The organism is Cellulomonas sp. GTC20042 (genome assembly GCF_055389595.1).
The window spans coordinates 3,657,508-3,680,170 of the sequence record NZ_AP043678.1 but is presented as its reverse complement, the minus strand read 5'-3'; the positions used below and the strand labels follow the sequence as shown (position 1 = coordinate 3,680,170).

The 22,663-nt window shown below is 74.0% G+C and carries 23 protein-coding genes and 1 tRNA gene; 16 read left to right on the top strand and 8 right to left on the bottom strand.

The annotated features are described in order from the left end of the window. Positions 1–55: 55 nt before the first annotated feature. Positions 56–1,015 (bottom strand): UDP-glucose 4-epimerase GalE, encoded by a 960-nt coding sequence (gene galE / locus ACZ5HG_RS17020; RefSeq protein ID WP_464178510.1) that lies wholly within the window; start codon positions 1,013–1,015, stop codon positions 56–58. 238 nt (positions 1,016–1,253) lie between these two features. Here galE and ACZ5HG_RS17015 point away from each other — a divergent pair, with 238 nt between their 5' ends. The 6 genes from ACZ5HG_RS17015 to ACZ5HG_RS16990 are packed head-to-tail and all read left to right on the top strand — an operon-like array spanning position 1,254 to position 6,558. Continuing rightward, positions 1,254–2,414 (top strand): polyprenyl synthetase family protein, encoded by a 1,161-nt coding sequence (locus ACZ5HG_RS17015; RefSeq protein WP_464178508.1) that lies wholly within the window; start codon positions 1,254–1,256, stop codon positions 2,412–2,414. Continuing rightward, positions 2,411–3,355 carry a phytoene/squalene synthase family protein gene (locus ACZ5HG_RS17010; protein ID WP_464178506.1) on the top strand — a complete coding sequence of 315 codons (945 nt, stop codon included), beginning with the start codon at positions 2,411–2,413 and terminating at the stop codon, positions 3,353–3,355. Before ACZ5HG_RS17015 ends, ACZ5HG_RS17010 begins: the two co-directional genes overlap by 4 nt. Continuing rightward, positions 3,352–5,022, top strand: coding sequence for a phytoene desaturase family protein (crtI, locus tag ACZ5HG_RS17005; protein ID WP_464178504.1), 1,671 nt, complete (start codon positions 3,352–3,354; stop codon positions 5,020–5,022). Before ACZ5HG_RS17010 ends, crtI begins: the two co-directional genes overlap by 4 nt. After that, positions 5,019–5,381, top strand: a complete 363-nt coding sequence (locus tag ACZ5HG_RS17000; protein WP_464178502.1) for a lycopene cyclase domain-containing protein — start codon at positions 5,019–5,021, stop codon at positions 5,379–5,381. The genes crtI and ACZ5HG_RS17000 overlap by 4 nt, the downstream gene beginning before the upstream one ends. Then, a complete protein-coding gene (locus ACZ5HG_RS16995; protein WP_464178500.1) occupies positions 5,378–5,692 on the top strand; it encodes a lycopene cyclase domain-containing protein in 315 nt (104 codons plus the stop codon). The genes ACZ5HG_RS17000 and ACZ5HG_RS16995 overlap by 4 nt, the downstream gene beginning before the upstream one ends. After that, positions 5,689–6,558: a prenyltransferase gene (locus tag ACZ5HG_RS16990; RefSeq protein ID WP_464178498.1), complete on the top strand. Its 870-nt coding sequence runs from the start codon at positions 5,689–5,691 to the stop codon at positions 6,556–6,558. Before ACZ5HG_RS16995 ends, ACZ5HG_RS16990 begins: the two co-directional genes overlap by 4 nt. 94 nt (positions 6,559–6,652) lie before the next feature. Here the strand turns inward: ACZ5HG_RS16990 and surE are convergent, their stop codons facing one another. Further along, positions 6,653–7,423 (bottom strand): 5'/3'-nucleotidase SurE, encoded by a 771-nt coding sequence (gene surE, locus ACZ5HG_RS16985; protein WP_464178496.1) that lies wholly within the window; start codon positions 7,421–7,423, stop codon positions 6,653–6,655. Then, complete coding sequence (locus ACZ5HG_RS16980) at positions 7,423–8,436, bottom strand: PfkB family carbohydrate kinase (protein WP_464178494.1); 1,014 nt, start codon at positions 8,434–8,436, stop codon at positions 7,423–7,425. The genes surE and ACZ5HG_RS16980 overlap by 1 nt, the downstream gene beginning before the upstream one ends. A gap of 293 nt (positions 8,437–8,729) precedes the next feature. Between ACZ5HG_RS16980 and ACZ5HG_RS16975 the strand changes: the two genes are divergently transcribed. From ACZ5HG_RS16975 to ACZ5HG_RS16965, 3 genes are all read left to right on the top strand, one after another. Further along, positions 8,730–10,673 (top strand): mechanosensitive ion channel family protein, encoded by a 1,944-nt coding sequence (locus ACZ5HG_RS16975; RefSeq protein ID WP_464178492.1) that lies wholly within the window; start codon positions 8,730–8,732, stop codon positions 10,671–10,673. A 190-nt stretch (positions 10,674–10,863) separates the two neighbouring features. Further along, positions 10,864–11,145: an adhesin gene (locus ACZ5HG_RS16970; RefSeq protein ID WP_464178490.1), complete on the top strand. Its 282-nt coding sequence runs from the start codon at positions 10,864–10,866 to the stop codon at positions 11,143–11,145. Positions 11,146–11,270: 125 nt separating this feature from the next. Further along, positions 11,271–11,708: a hypothetical protein gene (locus tag ACZ5HG_RS16965; RefSeq protein ID WP_464178488.1), complete on the top strand. Its 438-nt coding sequence runs from the start codon at positions 11,271–11,273 to the stop codon at positions 11,706–11,708. 21 nt (positions 11,709–11,729) lie between these two features. Here the strand turns inward: ACZ5HG_RS16965 and ACZ5HG_RS16960 are convergent, their stop codons facing one another. Continuing rightward, entirely contained in the window at positions 11,730–13,238 is a 1,509-nt protein-coding gene (locus ACZ5HG_RS16960) for a GH1 family beta-glucosidase (RefSeq protein WP_464178486.1), read from the bottom strand. Positions 13,239–13,454: 216 nt separating this feature from the next. Between ACZ5HG_RS16960 and ACZ5HG_RS16955 the strand changes: the two genes are divergently transcribed. Next, positions 13,455–13,835: a hypothetical protein gene (locus tag ACZ5HG_RS16955; protein ID WP_464178484.1), complete on the top strand. Its 381-nt coding sequence runs from the start codon at positions 13,455–13,457 to the stop codon at positions 13,833–13,835. 29 nt (positions 13,836–13,864) lie between these two features. Here ACZ5HG_RS16955 and ACZ5HG_RS16950 read toward each other — a convergent pair whose 3' ends face one another. Both ACZ5HG_RS16950 and ACZ5HG_RS16945 read right to left on the bottom strand, forming a co-directional pair. Continuing rightward, entirely contained in the window at positions 13,865–14,347 is a 483-nt protein-coding gene (locus ACZ5HG_RS16950; RefSeq protein ID WP_464178482.1) for a GNAT family N-acetyltransferase, read from the bottom strand. After that, positions 14,344–14,772, bottom strand: a complete 429-nt coding sequence (locus tag ACZ5HG_RS16945) for a VOC family protein (protein WP_464178480.1) — start codon at positions 14,770–14,772, stop codon at positions 14,344–14,346. Before ACZ5HG_RS16945 ends, ACZ5HG_RS16950 begins: the two co-directional genes overlap by 4 nt. Positions 14,773–14,832: 60 nt before the next feature. Between ACZ5HG_RS16945 and ACZ5HG_RS16940 the strand changes: the two genes are divergently transcribed. Both ACZ5HG_RS16940 and ACZ5HG_RS16935 read left to right on the top strand, forming a co-directional pair. Continuing rightward, entirely contained in the window at positions 14,833–15,225 is a 393-nt protein-coding gene (locus ACZ5HG_RS16940) for a hypothetical protein (RefSeq protein WP_464178478.1), read from the top strand. Between the two features lie 36 nt (positions 15,226–15,261). Continuing rightward, positions 15,262–15,657 carry a hypothetical protein gene (locus ACZ5HG_RS16935; RefSeq protein WP_464178476.1) on the top strand — a complete coding sequence of 132 codons (396 nt, stop codon included), beginning with the start codon at positions 15,262–15,264 and terminating at the stop codon, positions 15,655–15,657. Between the two features lie 18 nt (positions 15,658–15,675). On the opposite strand, the gene ACZ5HG_RS16930 is transcribed toward ACZ5HG_RS16935, so the two are convergent. Further along, on the bottom strand, positions 15,676–16,506 hold the full coding sequence (locus ACZ5HG_RS16930; protein ID WP_464178474.1) for an Ltp family lipoprotein: 831 nt from the start codon (positions 16,504–16,506) through the stop codon (positions 15,676–15,678). A 184-nt stretch (positions 16,507–16,690) separates the two neighbouring features. Then, a tRNA-Lys gene (locus ACZ5HG_RS16925) sits at positions 16,691–16,763 on the bottom strand. A 428-nt stretch (positions 16,764–17,191) separates the two neighbouring features. Between ACZ5HG_RS16925 and ACZ5HG_RS16920 the strand changes: the two genes are divergently transcribed. The 4 genes from ACZ5HG_RS16920 (at position 17,192) to ACZ5HG_RS16905 (ending at position 22,661) form a co-directional block, all read left to right on the top strand. Next, positions 17,192–19,336: a DEAD/DEAH box helicase gene (locus ACZ5HG_RS16920; protein WP_464178472.1), complete on the top strand. Its 2,145-nt coding sequence runs from the start codon at positions 17,192–17,194 to the stop codon at positions 19,334–19,336. A 147-nt stretch (positions 19,337–19,483) separates the two neighbouring features. Continuing rightward, complete coding sequence (locus tag ACZ5HG_RS16915; protein ID WP_464178470.1) at positions 19,484–20,794, top strand: ABC transporter substrate-binding protein; 1,311 nt, start codon at positions 19,484–19,486, stop codon at positions 20,792–20,794. A 2-nt stretch (positions 20,795–20,796) separates the two neighbouring features. Further along, positions 20,797–21,735 (top strand): carbohydrate ABC transporter permease, encoded by a 939-nt coding sequence (locus tag ACZ5HG_RS16910; protein ID WP_464178468.1) that lies wholly within the window; start codon positions 20,797–20,799, stop codon positions 21,733–21,735. Beyond that, entirely contained in the window at positions 21,735–22,661 is a 927-nt protein-coding gene (locus ACZ5HG_RS16905) for a carbohydrate ABC transporter permease (protein ID WP_464178466.1), read from the top strand. The genes ACZ5HG_RS16910 and ACZ5HG_RS16905 overlap by 1 nt, the downstream gene beginning before the upstream one ends. The last annotated feature ends 2 nt before the right edge of the window (positions 22,662–22,663 follow it).

The following is a 22,663-nucleotide window of genomic DNA, read 5'->3' as shown; positions in this document are numbered from 1 at the left end:
GACCTCGTGCAGCACCACCGACCTCGTCGGAAGGGGTCCCGGGGGAGCAGCCGGGTCAGAAGTTCTGGCGGGCTTCCCAGGCGGACTGGACCATCTCGGTCAGGGTGTGACGCATGACCCAGTCGAGGTCGCGGGCGGCGGCCTCGCCGGAGGCGACGATGCGCGCAGGGTCGCCCGGGCGGCGCGGGGCGATCTCCGGCTCGAAGGGGATGCCGGTGCCCTGGGCCATGGCGGTCATGATCTCCCGCACGGAGACGCCGTCGCCGGAGCCGAGGTTGTAGACGCGCTCGAGCGGCTTGCCCTCGGTGAGCGCGCGGGCGGCGGCGACGTGCGACGTGGCGAGGTCGGCGACGTGCACGTAGTCGCGCACGCAGGTGCCGTCGGGGGTGGCGTAGTCGGTGCCGTTGATCCGCGGGGTGCGACCCTCGGCGAGCGCGTCGAGCACCAGCGGGAACAGGTTGTGCGGGCTGGTGTCGGACAGCTCGGGGGTGCCGGAGCCGACGACGTTGAAGTAGCGCAGCGAGGTGTGGTGCAGCTCGGTCGCCCGCGCCTGGTCGCGCAGCAGCCACTCGCCGATCAGCTTGGACTCGCCGTAGGGCGACTCGGGGGCGGTGGGGGTCTGCTCGGTGACCAGGTCGACGTCGGGGGTGCCGTAGACGGCGGCGCTGGAGGAGAACACGATCCGGTCGACCCCGGCGTCCGCCATCGCGGCGAGCAGGTGGGCGGTGCCGGTGACGTTCTGCTCGTAGGTGTGCAGCGGGCGCTGCACCGAGACGCCGGCGTACTTGAAGCCGGCCAGGTGCACGACGCCGGACACCTGGTGGGTGCGCAGCGCGTCGGCGACGAGCGCGGTGTCGAGGATCGATCCCTCGATCAGCGGGACGTCCTGCGGGACGAACTGCCGGTGCCCCGACGAGAGGTCGTCGAGGACGACGGCGGGGATGCCGACCTCCCCGAACGCCCGCACGACGTGCGATCCGATGTAGCCAGCGCCTCCGGTCACCATCCATGTCATGCCCCCAGGGTAGCGCCGGATCGCGCTCGGGTGTGAGTGTTTCTGCGCGAACATGGCGGTTTCTGTTCGATCATGGGCGGCGTCGGCGATCTGTCGCTCGATCAAGTCGTGCGAACTCGTGCGTGACGGCGCCCGCTGCGGCAGAGTGCGGGCAGGCGCGCCGCCCCGGTCGCGCATCCGGAAATCCTCAGTATGCTGAGGATCTCGCCCAGATCCGGGCTCGGACCAGGGAGGCCACGTGCGCAGTGCCCGCCGTCGCGCCGACGGGGACGCCGATCTGCTGGAGGCCCCCGTCCGCCGTCACCCCGCACCCGCGCCGGCCGAGACGCGTGCGCCGGGCCAGGTCGCCGGCTGGGTGGATCGGGCGCTGGTCGAGGTCAGAGACCTGCTGCGCCGGGACGTCGAGGCCCGCACCGCCCGCGCGGGCGCGCTCGCCCAGGTGCACGCGACGCTGTGGACCGCCGTCGGTGACCAGGTCGGCGGCCGGCTGATGCGCCCCCGGCTCGCCCTCGCCGCCTACCACGGGCTCGGCGGCACCGACGTGGCGGCGGTCGCCCCGGTCGCCGCCGCGCAGGAGATGCTGCACACCGCGATGCTCGTGCACGACGACCTGCTCGACCACGACGAGGCGCGGCGCGGACGGCCGAACGTCACCGGTGCCGCCCGCCGTCGCCTGACCGAGCGCGGGGTGGCCGGCAAGCCGGCGGAGGACCAGGTGCTCGCCGCCGGGGTGCTCGGCGGGGACGTCGCGCTGGCCGCCGCCTTCGACCTGGTGGCCTCCGCGCCGGTGGACGCCGAGGTGCGGGTGCGGGCGATCCGGGCGCTGGCCGCCGCGATCGACACCACCGTGGCCGGCGAGCTGCTGGACATGACCGGCGAGCTGTACGGCCCGACCGAGGTGGACGCGCTGCGTGTGGCCGAGCTGAAGACCGCCGTGTACTCGTGCTGCGGGCCGCTGGCCGCCGGGGCGCTGCTCGCCGGCGCCGAGCCCGCGGTGCTCGGGGTGCTCGACCGGTTCGGCACCGCCTTCGGCACCGCGTTCCAGCTGCTCGACGACGAGCTCGGCGTCTTCGGCGATCCCGAGGTCACCGGCAAGTCCGTGCTGTCCGACCTGCGCGAGGGCAAGCGCACCGAGCTGCTGCGGCTCACCTACCTGCGCGCGGACGGCGCGCAGCGCTCGGTGCTGGACACGCTGGTGGGACGTGCCGACCTGGACCCGACCGGCGCGGAGGTGGTGCGCGGCCTGATCGAGGGGTCCGGCGCCCTGCACGAGGCCCGCCTGGTGCGGCACGCCGCGATGGACACCGCCCGGGACGTCGCCCGCGAGGGGCTGCCGGAGCCGCTGGCGGTCTACCTGTGCGCGCTGGTCGACCTGCTGGACACCACGGGTCGCGCGTGACCGCTCCCGATCCCCGGTCCGCAGCCGCCGCGCTGTACGACCGCACCGCCGCCCGCGCCGCCCGCACGGTGCTCGCCGGGTACTCGACGTCCTTCGGCCTGGGCACGCGGCTGCTCGGCGCCCGGGCGCGCCGGGACATCGAGGCGGTGTACGCGCTGGTCCGGATCGCCGACGAGGTGGTGGACACCCGCGGCGGCGCCGACGCGGGGGCGCTGCTGGACGAGCTGGAGCAGCAGACCGCCCGGGCTCTGGTCACCGGGTACTCGACCAACCTGGTGGTGCACGCCTTCGCCCGCACGGCCCGTCGGGTGGGCATCGGGCACGCCGAGATCGACCCGTTCTTCGCCTCGATGCGCGCCGACCTCACGGTGACCGTGCACGACGAGGACTCCTACCGGCGGTACGTGCACGGCTCGGCGGAGGTGGTCGGGCTGATGTGCCTGGCGGTGTTCCTCGACGCGGACCGCCGGCCGGGCGGGCCGCGCCGGGTGCCGTCCGCCGCCACCCGCGAGGGCGCGCTGGCGCTGGGAGCCGCGTTCCAGAAGATCAACTTCCTGCGGGACCTGGGCGCCGATGCCGGTGACCTGGGACGCAGCTATTTCCCGGGCGTCGGACCGGACGGCCCCACCGAGGCGCAGCTGCGTGCCATCCTGGCCGAGATCGGCGACGACCTGGCCCGGGCGCGGGCGGCGCTGCCGGCGCTCCCCGGCCGGGCGCGCGCGGCGGTGGCGGCCACGCTCGCGCTGTACGACCGGCTGCTCGCCGACCTCGCGGCGACCCCGCCGGAGCAGATCGTGGCCCGGCGCGCGCGGGTCGGCGACGCGCGCAAGGTGGCGGTGGTCGGGTCGGCGGTGGCCGGGGTGGCGGTCGATGCCGCGCGGGCCCGGTGGCGCGGGCGGACCGGGACGAGCAGGCGGAGCGACGACGGAGGTGGCAGGTGACCGGGCGGGTGGTCGTGGTCGGCGGCGGGATCGGCGGGCTGGCGGCCGCGGCGCTGCTGGCCCGGGGCGGTGCGCAGGTGACGCTGCTGGAGCGGCACGAGCGGGTCGGCGGGCGCACCGGGATCCGGGAGCAGGACGGCTTCCGCTTCGACACCGGACCGTCCTGGTACTTCATGCCGGAGGTGTTCGCGCACTTCTTCGCGCTGCTCGGCGAGCGGGTCGAGGACCACGTGGACCTGGTGCGGCTCGACCCCGCCTACCGGCTGTTCGCGGAGCCCGACCTGCCCGGGGCCGTCGCGGAGCCCTTCGACGTGGTGGCCGACCCGGAGACGAACTGGGCGACCTTCGAGCGGATGGAGCCGGGTGCCGGCGAGGCCCTGCGCCGCTACACGCAGGACTCGTCGGAGGCGTACCGGACCGCGCTGGACCACTTCCTCTACACGACCTTCGCCCGCCCCGACCGCGCGGTCAGCGGTGACGTCGTCCGGCGTGCGGGCACCCTCGCCGGGCTGCTGACGCAGACGCTCGCGCAGAAGGTCGCCCGCACCACCGACCACCCGGTGCTGCGCCAGGTGCTCGGCTACCACGCGGTGTTCCTCGGCTCGTCGCCGTACCGGGTGCCCGCGCTGTACTCGCTGATGAGCCACCTCGACCTGGTGGACGGCGTGCAGTACCCGCGCGGCGGCATGTACACGGTGATCGAGGCGATCGAGCGGCTGGCCGTCGCCGCCGGGGTGCAGATCCGCACCGGGGCCGACGTCACCGCGATCGAGGTGGACCCCACGACCGCGGACATGCGGCACCCGCGCCGCACCGGGATCGCCCGGGGTGTGCGCCTGGCCGACGGCGAGGTCGTGCCCGCCGACGTGGTGGTCTCCGGCGCCGACCTGTTCCACACCGAGACCGCCCTGCTCGCCGAGCAGCACCGCACGCTGCCCGAGCCCTGGTGGGAGGACCGCGGCCCGGGGATCTCCTCGCTGCTGGTGATGGCCGGCGTGCGCGGGGCGCTGCCCGAGCTGGCGCACCACTCGCTGTTCTTCACCCGCGACTGGCCGGGCAACTTCGACGCGATCCTCGGGGCGGGACGATCGACCCCGCCGCAGGAGCTGCGCATCCCCGGCGAGGCGTCGCTGTACGTCGCGCGCACCACCGCCACCGATCCGACCGCTGCCCCGCCCGGGCACGAGAACCTGTTCCTGCTGGTGCCGTTCCCCGCCGACCCGACGATCGGCGCCGGCCCCGACGGACGCGCCGAGCTCGACCGGCACGCCGACCGCTACCTCGACCAGGTGGGCCGGTGGGCCGGCATCCCCGACCTGCGGGCCCGCGTCGTCACCCGGCACGTGGTGGGCCCGGCGGACTTCGCCCGCGACTTCTCCGCCTGGCGCGGCACCGCCCTCGGCATGGAGCACACCCTGGCGCAGAGCGCGATGTTCCGGCCCGGCGACCGCTCGCCGCGGGTGCCCAACCTGCTGCACGTCGGCGCGGGCACCGTGCCCGGGGTTGGGCTGCCGATGTGCCTGATCAGCGCGGAGCTGGTCGCCAAGCGCCTGCTCGGCGAGACCTCGTCGCGACCGCTGCCGACGCCGCTGCGCCCGGGGTACCTCACGGCGTCCCGCCCGCGCGGGGTGTGGGTGGAGGCCGGTGGCCCGGTGACCGTCCCGTGAGCGGGTTCGTCTACCTCGGCGCACTGCTGGTCTCGCTCGGCGGGCTCGCGCTGATCGACCGGCGGTTCCGGCTGGCGTTCTGGGCGCACCCGCGCCGGACCGCGCTCACGCTGGCGATCGGGGTGGTCGGCTTCCTGCTGTGGGACGTCGCCGGGCTGCTGCTCGGGATCTTCTCGCGCGGGGAGAGCCCGCACATGACCGGGCTGCTGATCGCCCCGGAGCTGCCGGTGGAGGAGGCGGTGTTCCTCACCCTGCTCTGCTACGTCGCGCTGCTGGCCTGGCGCTGGTTCGACCGGCAGTCGGCGCTGCGGCAGCGGCGCGCCGCGGAGCGCGCCGAGCACCCGGAGGGCCGGCCGTGACGAACATCGTGCTCAACGTGATCGTGCTGGTGGTGCTGCTCGCGGTCTGCTTCCCGGTGCTGCGTCGGCTGCGCACGGGGGCGATCGTGTGGACCGCGTTCCACCTGTGCCTGCTCACGATGGTCTTCGACACCGCCATGATCGCCGCCGACCTGTACGTCTTCGACGAGGACAAGATCCTCGGGATCTACCTGTGGGGGGCCCCGCTCGAGGACTTCGCCTACGCGATCGCCGCCGCGCTCGCCATGCCGGTGGTGTGGACGGTGCTCGGTGCGCGCGAGGCGCGTCGGGGTGCTGGGGGTGCCGCGTGAAGCAGGTGCTCGCGGCGTCGCGGCCGTTCTCCTGGATCAACACCGCCTACCCCTTCGCCGCCGGGTACCTGATGGCCACCGGCGGGCGGGTCGACCTGACCTTCGTGATCGGCACGATCTTCTTCCTGATCCCGTACAACCTGCTGATGTACGGCGTGAACGACGTGTTCGACTACGCCTCCGACCTGCGCAACCCGCGCAAGGGCGGGATCGAGGGGGCGCTCGCGGACCCCGCCGTCGCGCGGGTGGTGCACCGGCGGATCCTCTGGTCGGCCGGGCTGTCGACACTGCCGTTCGTGCTCTGGCTGCTGGCCGTCGGCTCGCCCGCCGCCGGGGCGACGCTGCTGCTGGTGGTGTTCCTGGTGATCGCGTACTCGGCGCCGGTGCTGCGGTTCAAGGAGCGGCCGGTGCTGGACTCGGCGACCTCCGCGATGCACTTCGTCGGGCCGCTGCTGTACGCGCTGGTGCTGGTCGGGGCCGATCTGGGATCGCAGCAGGTGTGGCCGGTGCTGGTGGCGTTCGTCGCGTGGGGGATGGCCTCGCACGCGTTCGGGGCGGTGCAGGACGTGCGGGCGGACCGCGAGGGCGGGATCGCCTCGGTGGCCACGGTGCTCGGCGCGCACGCCACCGTGGTCGCCGCCACGATCGGGTACCTGATCGCCGCCGCGGTGCTGACCGTGCTGCCCTGGCCGGGGTGGCTGGCCGCGCTGCTGCCGCTGCCCTACGTGATCAGCACGGCCGTGCACTGGTCGGTGCGCGACGAGGACTGCGAGCGGGCGAACGCGGGTTGGCGGCGGTTCCTCTGGCTCAACCTGGTGACCGGGTTCCTGGTGACCATGCTGCTGATCGCCACCGCGCTTACCTGAGCGGGCGCGTCCGCGCCGAGATTGCACGAATGCCTGCTTCGATCGCGCTGAAGCCTGCGTTCGTGCAATCTCGGCGTCCGCGCAGGCGCGCGGGTCAGCCCGCGAGCGGGCCGGACGTCTCGGGCAGGTCGGCGTCCGCGTCGAACGCGGGGGAGTGCAGCAGCGTGATCGTCGCCCAGCCCCGCGCGAGCAGACCCGCGTCGGTGTCGGCGTCCTGGGTGGCCGACGGCTCCTGGTAGGTCAGCATGAGGTTGCCGTGCTCGACCTCGTGGATCCGCGCCTGCACCGCGCCGAACGGGGCCAGCGGGGCCTTGCGCAGCCCGCGCACCTCGGCCGGCGGCCGGTCCGGCACATTGAGGTTCACCACGCGGTCGCGGGTCTCCGGCTGATCGACCAGCCAGTCCAGCACGTGCGCCGTGTACACCTCCGCGGTCGCCCAGTGCTGCGGGCGGGCGTCGGCCAGCGAGACCGCCAGCCCACGGATCCCGTGCGTCGCCGCCGAGAACGCCGCCCCCACGGTGCCCGAGTGCAGCACCGCGTGCCCGGTGTTCGCCCCGCGGTTCACCCCGGACAGCAGCACGTCCGGCGTCGGCCCGAACCCGCCGTGCGCGGCCACGAACGCGATCAGCCCGGGAGCCGCGCGCACCGCGTAGGACGGCACCCCGGCGGGCAGGTCGGGGGCGTCCTGCCGCTCGACCACCAGCCGGCCGTCCAGCTCGGCACCCAGCAGCGACGCGCTCGCCCCGGACGAGTCCCGCGCGGGCGCCGCGACCACCACCTCCGCGCCCTGGGCGAGCGCCGCGCGGACCAGCACCGCCAGCCCGGGGGACTCGATCCCGTCGTCGTTGGTGACCAGGACGCGCATCACGTGCTCCTTCCGCCCGGCGGGACCTCCCGCACGGTGACCTGCTCGGCGAACCGTTCGATCTGCTCGCGGTGACCGGTGCCCAGACCGCGCCGCGTCACATTCAGGGCGCCCGCGGCGGCGCCGAGCCGGGCCGCCTCGGTGATCGCGAGCCCGCGCCCGACCGCCACGGTGATCCCGGCGGTCATCGAGTCGCCCGCGCCACGGTGGTCCACGGTGGTGACCGACGGGGCGACCACCTCGTGCTCGCCGTCGGCGGTGACCAGCAACGCCGGGTCGGCAGCGCGCGAGACCACCATCGTGCCGACGCCGACCCACGGGGCGTCCGGGGCCGGCTCGCCGTCGGGGGCTGATCCCGGGCCAGGGCCGCCGCGCAGCAGCGCCCGGGCACCGTCCCGCAGCGCCGTCACGGAGTCGTCCGTGGCGAGCCCCGCCTCCACCATCTCCTCGTGCGACATCTTCAGCACGCCGACACCCGCCCGCGCCGCCTCCCGGGCCGCCGCGCCGGACAGGTCGGCCACCGTGATCACCCCGGCCGCGCGCAGGTCGCCGATCAGCCGCCCGAAGAACGACGCCGGCAGCAGCGGGGTCGGGTACGCACCGGTGATCACGCAGACGTCCGCGTCCAGCGCCTCCACCAGCACCGTGCCGTACAGGTCGTCCAGCTCGTGCCGGTCGAGCTTCGCCGGCGGCATGAACGCCAGCTCGTCCCGCTCCCCGCCCCGCCGGTCGTGCAGGTAGGCGCCGTTCCCGCCGACGTACTGCACCCGCCGCACCCGCAGGTTCTCCACCTCGGCGAGGTGGCCGAGCACGGTCCCGGTCTCCCCGCCGAACGGTCCGCAGACCACGACGTCGGCCCCCAGCGAGTACGCCATCCGCGCGACCCACAGCCCCTGACCGCCGGGGTGCACATGCAGCTCGGGCGCGGCGGCGTCGGAGCCGTTCTCCAGCGTGACCGTGAGGATCGGCGTCGGTGCGAGCACGCACACGCGCGGGGTTCTGCTGGTCGGCACGGGAGCACCTCCGGGTCGATCGACGTGCGCCCATGCTCACCCGCGCCCCGCCTCCGCGCACCCGCACGCCTCCCTGCCCGCGCCCCGCGCCCCGCGCTCCCGGGCGCCCCTCCCGCCGAGTTGTCATCTTTCGTCGCTTCCGCAGCCTCCGAAGCGACAAGTGATGACAACTCGGCGAGGGAAGGGCGAGCGTGGGCGCGCACGGGCGTGTCCGGTTCGTCCTCGTGTGGGGGAATTGCGCAGGGGGTGCGCGTGGGGTGGTCGGCTGAGCGGGGCGATGGTTGGGTGGGCCGGTGATCGGAGCAGAAGAGGTCAGCACGGCCCAGAAGATCCTCGTCCCCGTCGGCTCGGTGGTGGGCGCGGTGCTGGTCGCCCTGCTGCTGGCGGTGGTGATCGGTGCGCTGGTGCGCTCGATCGCCCGGCGGTCGGCGGTGGCGGCGGACCTGGCCCGGCGGGCGAAGCGTCCGCTGCGCGCGGTGCTGGTGGTGATCGCGGTCTGGGTGGCGCTGCTGATCTCGGTGCCGGACGCCACCTGGGACGGCAACGGGTGGATGAGCGCGCTGGAGCACGTGCTGCTGATCGCCCTGATCGCCGCCGCGACCTGGCTGGTCGGCACGCTGGCGTTCGTCGTCGAGGACGTCGCACTGGCCCGGTACCGGGTGGACGTCAAGGACAACCGGCACGCCCGCCGGGTGCGCACGCAGGTCCAGCTGCTGCGCCGGATCACCGTCGCCGTGCTGGTGGTGGTGGCCGTCGCCGCGGTGCTGCTGACCTTCCCGGGCGTGAGCGCCTTCGGGGCCAGCCTGCTGGCGTCCGCCGGTGTGCTGTCGATCGTCGCCGGCCTCGCCGCGCAGTCCTCGCTGGCCAACGTGTTCGCCGGGCTGCAGCTCGCGTTCACCGACGCGATCCGGGTGGACGACGTCGTGATCGTCGAGGAGGAGTGGGGGCGGATCGAGGAGATCACCCTGACCTACGTCGTCGTGCACGTCTGGGACGACCGCCGGCTGATCCTGCCCTCGACGTACTTCACGCAGACGCCCTTCGAGAACTGGACCCGGCGCGCGGCCGAGCTGCTCGGCACCGTGGAGCTCGACGTCGACTGGCAGGTGCCGGTGGACGCCATGCGCGGCGAGCTCAACCGGCTGCTCGCCGAGACCGACCTGTGGGACCACCGGGTCGGGATCCTCCAGGTGACCGACGCGGTCGGCGGCAGCGTGCGGCTGCGCGCGCTGGCGAGCGCCGTGGACGCGCCGACCCTGTTCGACCTGCGCTGCTACCTGCGCGAGGGGCTGGTCGCCTGGTTGCAGCAGACCGCGCCGCAGGGGCTCCCGCGCACCCGCGTCGAGACCTCCGAGGCCCGCGCGCTGCCCGAGACCCCTGCGCTGCCGACGCTCAGCGCCCCGACCTCCGGCGCGCACGCGGCGGTCCCGGCGGACGGGGTCACCGGGCAGCAGGACGCGCGGCTGTTCACCGGCAGCGTCGAGGCGATGGAGCGCTCGAAGTCGTTCACCGGGCCCGGGCAGGACGTGATCGACGAGCGCGAGGAGCACGCCGCCGGCGCCCGCGACCCCGAGCCCGACGAGCCGCCGCGTGCCCCGCGCAGCACCGAGCCGCGCAGCGCGTCGATCCCGGCGGGGGTGATCGGCAGCGTCCCCGCCCCGACCGGTGCGGTCGTCGCGCCGGCGTCGGCGTCGGCGTCGGGCGAGGTCGTGGCTGCGGAGGGTGCCGCCACCGACGTGCCGGAGGCCGCGCCGGCGTCCGAGACCCCCGCCGATCGTCCCGACCGGTCGCCCGCGCAGGCGCCGGAGCCCGAGACGCCCGCGGCCCCCGGTCGCCGCGTCTCGTCCACCCCCGGCACCGACACCGCGACCGGCCAGACGCCCGCCGTGCCGACCACCCCGACGAGCGCCCCGCCCGGCCCGGCGCCGATCACCGTGCCCGGTCGCGGCGTGGACGCCCCGGAGCCGCTCGCGCTGCCCGGCGAGCAGCCGCCGTTCGCCGACACCCAGCGGCTGCGCACCGACGACCTCGCCGCGGGCGCGCCGGTCGGTGCCGAGACCGGCGGCACGATGGTGCTGCCGCCCGTGCCCGGAGCACCGACGTCGACCCCGACGCCGCCCGCCCCGGCGACCGAGGCGATCGCGACCGCGCCCGACGCCGACGAGGACGCACCCGATCCGGCCGCCCCGCCCACCCGCCGGTCGGTCCGCGACGAGAGCCGCGACCTCGACCGCTGACCGGCGCCACGCTTCCCGGGGGCGGAGGGTGCGGGAGGATCGCGCTGCTGTCCACCGGGCTCCGCCGATCGGACGGCACCGGTCTTGCTGCGCGGACACCGGGTTGCGACCGGCACGAGACTCGCGGACGGTGGAGGGGTCCGACGGTCCCGACGCGTCGGGATCCTCACCGGCAACGAGAGGAGCACCTGTGCTCACCTTGACCGAGAACGCCAGCACCGCCGTCCGTGACCTCACCACCCGCGCCGGGCTGCCCGAGTCGGGCGGTCTGCGCATCGCGGAGTCCCCGCAGAACGGCAGCTTCGAGCTGGCCCTGGTCCCGGAGGCTGCTCCGGGTGATGACGTGGTGGCCGCCGACGGCGCGACCGTGTTCGTGTCCTCCGGCACGACGGCCGCCCTGGCCGACCTCCAGCTCGACGCCGACCCCACGGTCACCGGCGGTCCGGGCTTCACGCTCACGCCGCAGGGCTGAGCCTCCCGCACGATCCGGTCGAGGGCCGGGCGTCCCGCACGGGGTGCCCGGCCCTCGCGCTGCCCGACGACCTGCGCGACCGCACCCCTCGTCGCGGCGCCCGCGCCCGTGGCACGCTGACCCCCGTGACCGTCTTCCGCCGCCGCCCGCGCGTGCTCGCCGACCTGACCGGCGGGTTCCTCGCGCTGGAGGCGCGCGCGTTGCAGACCTCCGTCGTCGAGGCGCTCACCGGCATCGAGCGTGCGGCGGGGCGGCCGGTGCCGGTCGAGCTGACCGTCGAGCCCGGGCGGGGCGAGCGCGTGGTGGTGCACTGCCGGAACCTGGTGGTCGGCTTCGTGCCGGAGGACCGGGCGCCGGCGCTCGCGGAGCAGGTCGTGCTCGCCGGACGGGCCCGGGTGGTCGTGCCCGGCGTGCTCTTCCCGGACGGTGCGCTCTGGCGGGTGTGGGTCGGCGCTGCGCCGGCCGACGGCCTGCCGGTGGGGGAGGAGGGCGCCGATCGGCTGCCCGCGCCGGAGGCCACCGTGCTCGGGATCCCGCTGCGTCGGTCCGCCAGCCCGGACTGAGCGGCGCGCCGGCCGGCGTGCTCAGGCGGGGGCCACCGCGTTCGCCCGGATCACGTCCTGGTAGAACCGGAACGAGTCCTTCGGCGTGCGCTCCTGGGTGTCGAAGTCGACCCCGACGATCCCCCAGCGCTGGTCGTAGCCCTCGCCCCACTCGAAGTTGTCCAGGAACGACCACACGTAGTGCGCCTCCAGCGGCACACCGGCCTCGATCGCCCGTGCGGCCTGCTGGAAGTGCGTGCGCAGGTAGTCGGTGCGGTACGGGTCGTCCGTAGTCAGCGCCTCGGTCTCGTCGGGGATCCCGTTCTCGGTGATCACGAGGGGGATCGCCGGGTAGTCGTCGCGCAGCCGGACCAGCAGGTCGTACAGGCCCTCCGGCCAGATCTGCTGCCAGGACGCGTTCGACGTCGGGTGGATGCCGACCTGCGTGCCCTCCCGCGTCACCCCGGTCACGCCGTAGTACTGGATCGCCAGCAGGTCGCACGGCTCGCTGATCGTCGCGAGGTCCCCGTCCAGCACCTTCGCGCGGAACAGCGAGGGCTCCGCGGGCATCTGGCCGCCGAGCAGCCCGATCGCGTCCTCCGGGTAGGTGCCGAGCAGCACGGGATCGAGGAACAGCCGGTTCTCCGCGCCGTCGACCCGGACCGCGGCCTCCTCGGCGCCGTCGAGGGGATACACAGGCAGCAGGTTCAGCGCGATCCCGATCCGCCCGTCGGCGCCGCTCGCGCGGAACCGCTGCACCGCGAGCCCGTGCGCCAGCAGCTGGTGGTGCACTGCCGTCACGGCGGTCTGCGCGCTGTGCAGGCCGGGGGCGTGGGCGCCGTGCCAGTGGCCGACGTAGGCGTGGGTCTTCGGCTCGTTGATCGTGAACCAGTCCGCCCCCGCGTCGCCGAGGGCGTCCGCCATGATCTCGGCGTAGTCCGCGAACCGTGCGGCGGTGTCCCGCTCCGCCCACCCGCCGACGTCCTGGAGCGCCTGCGGCAGGTCCCAGTGGAACAGGGTGATCGCCGGGCGGATCCCCGCGTCGAGCAGCCCGTCGACGAACCGCTTGTACCAGTCGAGGCCGGCCTGGTTCACCGCCCCGCTGCCCGTCGGCTGGATCCGCGGCCAGGACACCGAGAACCGGTACGCGCCGATCCCGAGCTCGGACATCAGCGTGATGTCCTCCTGCCAGCGCCGGTACACGTCCGCGCCCGGGTCGCCGGTGGCGCCGCTGCGGACCTTGCCCGGGGTGGCGCAGAACGTGTCCCACACCGAGGGCCCGCGACCGTCGACCGTGGTCGACCCCTCCACCTGGAACGCCGAGGTCGCCGTGCCCCAGGTGTAGCCGGTGGGGAACGTCATCGGCGTGCTCGGCGGCGTCCACGTGCCGGGGGCGGCGCTGGTGCTCGGCGCGGCGGGGGTGCCGCCGTCGGTGCAGCCGCTCAGCAGCAGGGCGCCGGCCGCCGCGCCGCCGAGGGCGAGCAGGGACCGGCGGTCGATCGTGGGGCCGTCCGGCAGACGCAGCAGGCCGGGGTGGGACGGACGGGACATCGGACGCTCTCCTTCGAGGTCGGATGCGTGTGGGAGCGCTCCCGCACGGGTGGCTCACAGGGTAGCCAGCGGGCGGGGTCGGGCGTGGGCGGTTCGGTGGCTCGTCCGGGGTGCGCGGGTGGTGGGGTGCGCGGCGAGGGAGGCGGGTGGGACGTGGGTCCTGCGCGGGAGTGCGTCCGGCCTCCCGCGCGCCGGCGGGAGGGCTACGGTGCTGCCGTGTCCCACGACGACGACGCCGAGCGGAGAGCGTGGGACGCCGCGCTCGACCGGTACCGGGGCCTGGCCGTCGACGTCGGCCGTTTCAACGTCGACCTGCTCGAGTGGCTGCGGCCGTCCTGGCAGACCCGCGTCCGGCCCGACACCTCGATGTTCACCGTCATGTTCACCCGCCACGGCCAGACCGGGTACCAGTACGACGAGCGGGTCGAGGTGCTGCGCGACGCGCCGGACCGTGTGCGTGTCACCTTCGTCCGGCAGGTACCTCGTCGCGGGGAGCACCGACCCGTCGGTCCCGTCGTGGTGGCCGGCGACTTCGCGCGCCCCGAGAACGCCGGTGCCGTGGTCGAGAGCTTCCTGATGCAGCTGGCCGGGGACTAGGCCCGACCCTCCTCGGCCGTCGCCGTGAATCAGCGGATCTCCCCGCGCTCGTCCACGGTCACCCGTTCCTGCCGGAACCCCAGCCGCGCGATCACCCGCAGCGAGGGCGCGTTCGTCGCCCGGATCGTCGACCAGACCCGCGTGCGCCCGGTGCGCCACGTCGCGTCCAGCAGCGCCCGTGCACCCTCCGTCGCATACCCCTGCCCCCACGCCTCCGGCAGCAGCTCGTAGGCGATCTCCGGCTCCGCGAGCGTCGTGCGGCCCACCACCACAGCGCAGTAGCCCAGCGGCGCCCCGCCGTCCCGCGCCCGCAGCACCCGGGCGCCGATCCCGTGCTCCGCGACCACCGCCTGCATCGCGCGCACCCGCTCCTCGGCCTGCGGCACGGTCACCGTCCCCGCGCCGCGCTCCGTGAACAGCCGTGCCAGCCAGCCGGCGTCGTCCAGGGCCTCCGGCGTCAGCACCAGGCGCTCGGTGTCGATCCGCGTCGCGATCGGGGCGAACGTGGTCATCCCTCGGCCTGGCCGAGCTCCTCGAACAGGGTGATCTCCAGTCCCGCCGGCCCGTGCAGCCGCGAGTTCAGCGACCGCCACGGCGTCTCGCGCGGAGCCGCCACCAGGTCGGCGCCCGCGTCCACCAGATCGGCGGTGGCCCGCTCGCCGTCGTCCACCTCGAACGCCACCCGCAGGCGAGCGCTCGGCCGGCCCTCCGCCTCGATCCCGTCGATCATCCGCACCTGCGCCGGGTTCGCGATCTCCAGCGTCGCCGACCCCGCCTCCAGGATGACCACGCGCGCGTCGCCCTCGCCCTCGAACGCCGCGCGCTCCGGCAGCCCGAGCGCGTCCCGGTAGAACGCGAGCGCGGCCTCGAAGTCCTCGGCCTGCACGACCAGCCGCAGCTGCTTCACGCGTGGGGGCGTGGGGGTGGTGTCCGTCATCGGGCCACGGTACGGCGGGGGTGGGACAGCGGGTGGCGACACGGGTGGCAGGATCCGACCATGTGGCACCGACGTCGACCCGCGGATCCCGTCCGGCTCGCCGATGACGTGGTGCGACGCCTCGACCAGAGCCTCACCGGACGGAGCCACGACGGCGTGCGGGTCGCCGCGCTGCTCCACTACGGCGCCGTCGAGATCGACCCTCGGCACCTCGTCGTGTGGCTGCTGCTCGACGGTCGGCCCGCCGACGACCTGCCGGAGTGGCTGACGATCGACCCCGCCGACATGTCCGGGACGGCATCCGTGGACCCCTCGTGGCTGCTCGCGCTGCGCGCCGAGGTGTGCGACGCGTTCCGGGCGGTCGGGTGGCCGGACCCGGACGCGATCCGCGTGCTGGTGGACAGCGCGGACCGGGTGGAGGACCGCGGCGGGTGGAGCTACTTCCGGGGGTGAGCTCCGTCGGGCCTGCTGTGCTGGCAGGATCCGAGCGTGCTCGTCCTCCTGCGCCTGCTGTTCTCCAGCCACGCGCGCCGCGCCTCGTCCGCGATGCGGGTCGTCCGTCGGCGTCTGGAGGGCCGCACCCACGACGGCGTCCGCGTGGCGGCGGCCTTCCACTACGGCGCCGTCGGCATCGACCCGACGGCCCTCGTCGTGTGGCTGCTGCTCGACGGTCGGCCCGTGGACGAGCTGCCGGAGTGGCTCGACCCCCGCTCCGCGTCGTCGGCGGACCTGCGCTCGGTCGACCACTCCTGGCTGCTCGCGCTGCGCGCGGAGGTGTGCGACGCGTTCCAGGCGGTCGGCTGGCCGGACGCGCACGCGATCGACGTGCTGGTGGACAGCGACGAGCGCGCGCGGGCCGGCGGTGGGTGGGACTACTTCCGGTGAGCGTGGCGGGCGCCCTGCTCACAGCCCGGTCGTGCTCACCCCGTACTCCGCCTGCTCCGGTGTGAACCCCTCGAACTCGAGCTGATCGATCAGGCCGGAACGCGAGAACGCCATGAAGCTGAGGTAGTTCGCCGCGGACTCCGCCGCCTGGACGTTCCAGTCGACCCCGCCCTCGGCCTCCAGCCGAGCGATGGCGAACTCCGCGTCGGCGGTGACGTACCCCTCGAACTCGAGCTGATCGATCAGGCCGGAACGCGAGAACGCGGTGTAGTCGAGGTAGCTGGTCGCGGTGCGGTACGCGTTCTGCTGGGCGACCGAGCCGACACGCGCGGCCTCGGCGGCTGCCGCTGCGGCGTCGGCTGCCTCCTGCGCGACGCGCTGCTCCTCGGCGACACGTGCCTCTTCCGCCTTGCGCGCCTCTTCGGCGGCGTCGTCCTCCTGCTTCTTGCGCTCCGCCTCCTCCTCCGCGGCGACCTCGGCGGCAGACTTCGTCTTCGCGGTCGTCACGGGGGCGGCCTGGGTCTCGGACGCGGCGGAGTCCGCCGGTTCGTCGGCACCCGCGCCGTTGATGGCCGCGATGACGATGAGCACGAAGATCGCGCCCGGGATGATGACGCGCTTCTTCTTGTACCAGGGGCGCGGAGGACGAGCCGGGTCAGGAGCGGCGGGAGGCATGCCGTACGGCGCAGGAGGGGGGCCGCCATATGCCGGAGGGCCGTAGGCCGTCGGCTGCCCGACCGGCGGGTACGCCGCGGTCGGCGGGGGGACGGGCGGATAGGGCTGCTGCTGCGGGCCAGGCGGCGAGTAGGGGCCGGGCCGCTGCTGCGGGTCGGGGAAGGGCTGGGTCATCGTCGCTCCCTCTGCGCGGATGCCACCCGAGCCGTCCACACACTCCGGCTCGATCTGACGCCAGTGTGGCCGGGCGCGCGCGGCGATGTGGGCGAACGGTGAGCCGAGTGCGGGTGAACCGATGGAGCGGGTGCAGGGACCCAGTCGACGGTTCCGGCGACGTCGCTGCGGATGCGGAGACGGGTGGGCCCCGTGGGGATCGAACCCACAACCCGCGGATTAAAAGTCCGCTGCTCTGCCAGTTGAGCTAGAGGCCCGCGCCCGCCACGCGAGCACGCACGCGACGGACGACGACACCGAAGGTACTGCCTCGGCGCACCCGCCGGACACGTCCGCCGCCCCCGATCCCCCCGCACGCCCCCATGCGCGGTACCGTGTGCCCTGCACCTGCGGTGGCCCCACCCCGCAGGAGCCGCACGGCACCGAGACCGCGCCCCGCCCCCCGGCGGGCCCGCCGGAGCCCGAGCCTCGCCGGCCGCCTCGCACGTCCCGTGCCCGGCCGCTCGCGTCGTGGGCGTCTTCGCGACGTCCGGGGCGTGAGGCCGCCGGGTGGCGACGTGATCGGTCGCCGCAACCCAGCCGGGCGGCGGCACCGCGCGAGCACAGGTGGGCACGGCCGGCCCCGCCGCGAGGGGCCGGACGGATCTGCGCCGCCTGCCCGGGGCGGGCGGACGAAGGAGGAGATGTGGCACGACCTGGCCGGCGTCGACCCGAGGGCGGGCGCCCGGACACCGGTGCGTCGCGTCGTCGCGCCCCGCGCGCGAACGAGCAGGGGATGATCCCGGTGCTGGCAGGGCTGGCCCGCGAGATCGAGAACGCGGTGCAGAAGCAGCCGACGCGTCCGGCGGTGCGGACGAAGTTCCAGGTGGTGGCGCTGCTGGCGCGCGAGGAGCGGGCCCGGGTCAAGGCAGACGCCACGATGAGCGAGGCGCGCCGGACGGAGCAGCTCAAGCGGCTGGACGGGGTGGCGGCGATGCTGGTGCGGATCGCCGCGCGGGACACGTCGCTGCTGGCGCTGATCGACGACGCGCGGGTGTCCGAGGCGGGGCGCGCGTACAAGGCGACGGTGATGCGCGCGGGCGGGCTGGAGCCGCCGCCGGAGCCGGAGCCGGTGGAGCCGACTTCGCCGCCGCCGGGCGCCGACCGGCAGGTGGTGCCGCAGTCGGTGCGCTCGCACCAGCTGGCGAACCCGTTCCTGGCGCCCGACTTCGCGGCGGCCGCGGCGCGGGCGGTCACCCGCCCCCGGCGGCTGGCCGGCTGGGAGCTGCTGGAGCCGCTGTTCCGGTCGTTCGAGCAGGCGTCCCCGGGTGCACCCGCGTGCATGCCGCTGCCGGAGGCGGGGCCGACGCCGGCGCCGCGCGGGCGTGAGCTGATGCGGCACCAGGCGCAGGTGGTGACGGCGGCGGCGCGCGGCCACCGCACGTTCCTGCTGGCGGACGAGCCGGGTCTGGGCAAGACGGCGCAGGCGCTGCTGGCGGCGGAGGCGACGGGCTCGTACCCGCTGCTGGTGGTGGTGCCGAACGTGGTGAAGACGAACTGGGCGCACGAGGTCGGCCTGTGGGCGCCGCACCGCCGGGCCACGGTGGTGCACGGCGACGGCGAGAAGGTCGACGGCTTCGCGGACGTGATCATCGTGAACTACGAGATCCTGGACCGGCACGTCGGCTGGCTCGGCACGCTCGGGTTCCGCGGCATGGTGGTCGACGAGGCGCACTTCATCAAGAACCGGCGCTCGCAGCGCTCGCAGCACGTGCTGGAGATCGCGGACCGGATCCGGGCGCGCACGGCGGCGCCGCTGATGATGGCCCTGACCGGCACGCCGCTGATCAACGACATCGAGGACTTCCGGGCGATCTGGCAGCTGCTGGGCTGGATCGACGAGAAGACGCCGCTCGGTCCGCTGCTGACGGCCCTGGAGGACACCGGGCTCACCCCGGCCGACCCGGGGTTCTCCTCGGCGGCGCGCTTCGCGGTGGTGGACATGGGGATCGTGCGCCGCCGCAAGGTGGACGTGGTGGCGGACATCCCGGCGCGCCGGGTCGCGGACCTGCTGGTGGAGCTGGACGGTGCGGTCGGCCGCTCGGTGCGTGCCGCGGAGGCCGCGCTGGCGGAGCTGCTGGTGGGTCGCTACCGGACCGCCGTGGCGATGCACCCGGACGGCGCCGGCCTGGACGGGATCGATCACGCGCTGGTCCGCCGGGTGGCGGCGGCGGAGCTGAAGGACGCGAGCGCGCAGTCCGGCGGCGAGAACGTGTTCTCGATGGTGCGCCGGATCGGTCAGGCCAAGGCGGGCCTGGCGGCCGACTACGCGGCGCAGCTCGCCCGCAACGTCGGCAAGGTGGTGTTCTTCGCCAAGCACGTCGACGTGATGGACGAGGCCGAGCGGACGTTCGCAGACCGCGGCATCCGCTACGCGTCGATCCGTGGCGACCAGACGCCCCGGGTGCGCGAGAAGAACGTGAAGGCGTTCGTCGAGGACCCCGAGGTGCAGATCGTGGTCTGCTCGCTGACGGCCGCGGGCGTGGGGCTGAACCTCCAGGTGGCGTCGAACCTGGTGCTGGCGGAGCTGTCCTGGACAGATGCCGAGCAGACGCAGGCGATCGACCGGATCCATCGGATCGGCCAGTCGGAGCCGGTCACCGCGTGGCGGGTGATCGCGGCGCAGACCATCGACGCGACGATCGCCGGGCTGATCGACAGCAAGTCGGGGCTGGCGGCACGGGCGCTCGACGGGGCCTCCGAGGACGAGGTGCTCTCGTCGGCGGACGTGCAGCTGGAGGCCCTGGTGGCGCTGCTGACCGCGGCGCTGCGCGGAGGCGCCGTCGCCTGACCCCCGCTCCTGCCGATCGCCGGCCGCGCCGTCCGCAGATCGTCGGATCGTCCATGCACCCACCGAGATCCCCCATGGCTTCCTGTCGCGTCACCGTTAACGTTGCGGTAGCCGATCAGGCGCCCTACGAGGATGTCGGGAGTGTCGATGAAGACGTTGAGGACGACGACGGCCGCTGTGGCGGCCGGCACGCTGGTGGCCGTGCTGGGGGCCTGCGGCTCCGGCGACAGCGGTGGTGGATCGTCGGATCCTGCTGACGGGCCGGTCGAGATCACCTACATGGGGTGGGTGCCGAAGGCCGAGGACGTGGTGGACGCCTGGAACGAGGCGCACCCGGACGTGCAAGTCGTGTACTCGCCGGTGGCGAACGGCCAGGAGGCGTACCCGAAGATCCGCTCGTCGGTGCAGGCGGGTGACGGGGGCTGCCTGGCGCAGCTGACCTACGACCAGGTGTCGTCCTTCGTGGCCGACGGGATGCTGATGGACGTCAGCGACTACGTGGGCGACGCCGAGGGCACGTTCCTGGACTGGACCTGGTCGCAGGTGAGCCCGGGCGGCGCGACGTACGCGATCCCGCAGGACACCGGCCCGATGGCGATGTACTACCGCGCCGACCTGTTCGAGCAGTTCGGCATCGAGGTGCCGACCACCTGGGACGAGTTCGCGGCGGCGGCGAAGACCGTGCACGCGGCGGACCCGTCGAAGACGCTGACCTACCTGGCCACGGACGACTCGAGCACGGTGGCGGCCTACGCCTGGCAGCGCGGGGCGCAGTGGTTCGCGATCGACGGCGAGCAGTGGAAGGTCGGCATCGACGACGACGCCAGCCTCGAGGCGGCGGAGTACTGGCAGGGGCTGCTGGACTCCGGTGACATCGCGACGACGAAGCGCTGGGACCCCGGCTTCTACGCGGAGCTCAACCAGGACAAGTACCTCGCGATGATCGGGGCGGCCTGGAACACGGCGCTGATCGAGGCGAACGTGGCGGACTCGGCCGGCCAGTGGCGCGTGGCGCCGATGCCGACGGTGGACGGCTCGGACGTGACCGCGAACTCGGGCGGCTCCGCGGTGGCGGTGCTCAAGGGCTGCGAGAACCCGGAGCAGGCCGTGGAGTTCGCGACCTGGCTGAACTCCTCGGAGGAGAGCCTGGACGTGCTGGCGGCCTCGGACGGCGGCGGCCTGTACCCGGCGGCGATCGAGGCGCTGGACTTCGACGTGGTCAACCAGCCGCTGGACTTCTTCGGCGGCCAGAACGTGTCGGAGGTCTTCGCGGAGTCGGCGAAGAAGGTGAACACCGACTGGGCGTGGGGTCCGACCTACTCGACGACGGACACCGGCCTGACCGACGGGCTGGCGTCCGTGGCCACCGGGGCGAGCACGCTGCCCGCGGTGCTGACCGACCTGCAGACCGCCACGCAGACGGCGATGAAGGACCGCGGCATCGCGGTGGCCGACTGACCATGGCCGTCACCGCTGTCGCGCCGCGCGCGGCCTCCTCCCCGGGGGCCGCGCGCGGCGGCGTGCGCCGGTCGTGGCCGGCGATCGTCACGCTCATCGCGCCGTTCGTGCTGCTGTTCCTGTTCGTGTACGTCACACCGATCGTCTACTCGGTGGTGCAGAGCTTCTTCTCGCTGAAGACCTCGGCGCTGGGCTTCGGCGAGCCGCAGACGGTGTTCGTCGGGCTGGACAACTACACCAAGGCGCTGGAGAGCGGGGCGTTCTGGTCCGCCCTCGGGCGCATCCTGCTGTTCGGGGTCGTGCAGGTGCCAGTGATGCTCGGCATCGGTCTGGGCCTGGCGCTGCTGCTGGACTCGGCCGCCGCCCGCTGGGTGAGCCTGTACCGGATCCTCTACTTCCTGCCCTACGCGATCCCGGGCGTGATCGCCGCGGTGCTCTGGGCCTACCTGTACTCGCCGACGCTGAGCCCGTTCGTGGCGGCGGGGGACGTGATCGGCGTCGACGTGGACTTCCTGGGCCCGCGCGTCGTGCTGTGGTCGATGGCGAACATCACCACCTGGGCGTTCACCGGCTACAACATGCTGATCATGCTGTCCGCGCTCCAGGCGATCCCGCGCGAGCAGTTCGAGGCGGCGCGGATCGACGGGGCGTCGGAGTGGCGGATCGCCCGGGTGATCAAGACCCCGCAGATCCGTCCTGCGCTGGTGCTGACCGGGATCAACTCGATCATCGGCACCCTCCAGCTGTTCAACGAGCCGCAGGTGATGCGGGTGATCGCCGACGCCGTGAACAGCGAGTACGTGCCGACGATGCTCGCGATGGGCGCGGCGTTCGTGAAGAACGACTTCGGCTACGCCTCGGCGGTGTCGGTGCTGCTGGCGCTGATCGCCGGTGTGCTGTCGGTCCTGTACTACCGCCTGGCGATGAGGAAGGAGCAGTGATGGCGACGACCACCCGCGATCCGGAGGTGGCCGTCGCCGCCCCGTCGCCCCGCACCCGCCGGCGCCCTCGGCGCCCGGACGGCGAGCTCCAGGTCAGCCGGTCGACCGCCTGGGCGACCATGGGCGTGCTGACCCTCGCCGCGGTGTACTTCCTGATCCCGGTGTGGTGGCTGCTGGTCTCCTCGACCAAGAGCAACAGCGGGCTGTTCAGCTCCAACGGCTTCGCCTTCGCCGACAGCATGGACCTGGTCGCGAACGTCACCGACGTGGTGACCCGGCAGGACGGGCTGTTCGGGCGCTGGCTGCTGAACTCGATCATGTACGCCGGCATCGGCGGCGTGCTGGCGACGCTGCTCGGCGTCTCCTGCGGGTACGCGCTGGCCAAGTACCAGTTCCGCGGCCGGGGGATCCTGTTCGGCGGGATCATCGCCGGCGTGCTGATCCCGAGCGCGCTGCTCACGGTGCCGCTGTACCTGGTGTTCGCCAAGCTCGGCCTGGTCAACACGGTGTGGGCGGTGCTGATCCCGGCGGTGGTGAACCCGTTCGCGGTGTACCTGGGCCGGATCTACGCGGCGGCGTCCATGCCGGACGAGCTGATGGAGGCGGCGCGGCTGGACGGTGCGGGCGAGCTGCGGATCTACTGGACGATCGCGCTGCGGCTGATGTCGCCGGCGCTGGTGACGGTGCTGCTGTTCAGCTTCGTGTCGATCTGGAACAACTTCTTCCTGCCGCTGATCATGCTGTCCGACCAGAACCTGTACCCGGTGACCCTGGGCATCTACAACTGGTACACGCAGACCCGGCAGGCCAACTACAACGTGGTGATCACCGGGTCGCTGCTGTCGGTGATCCCGCTGGTGGTGGCGTTCCTGTCCTTGCAGCGGTTCTGGCGCTCCGGCCTGACGGCGGGGGCGGTCAAGTCCTGAGC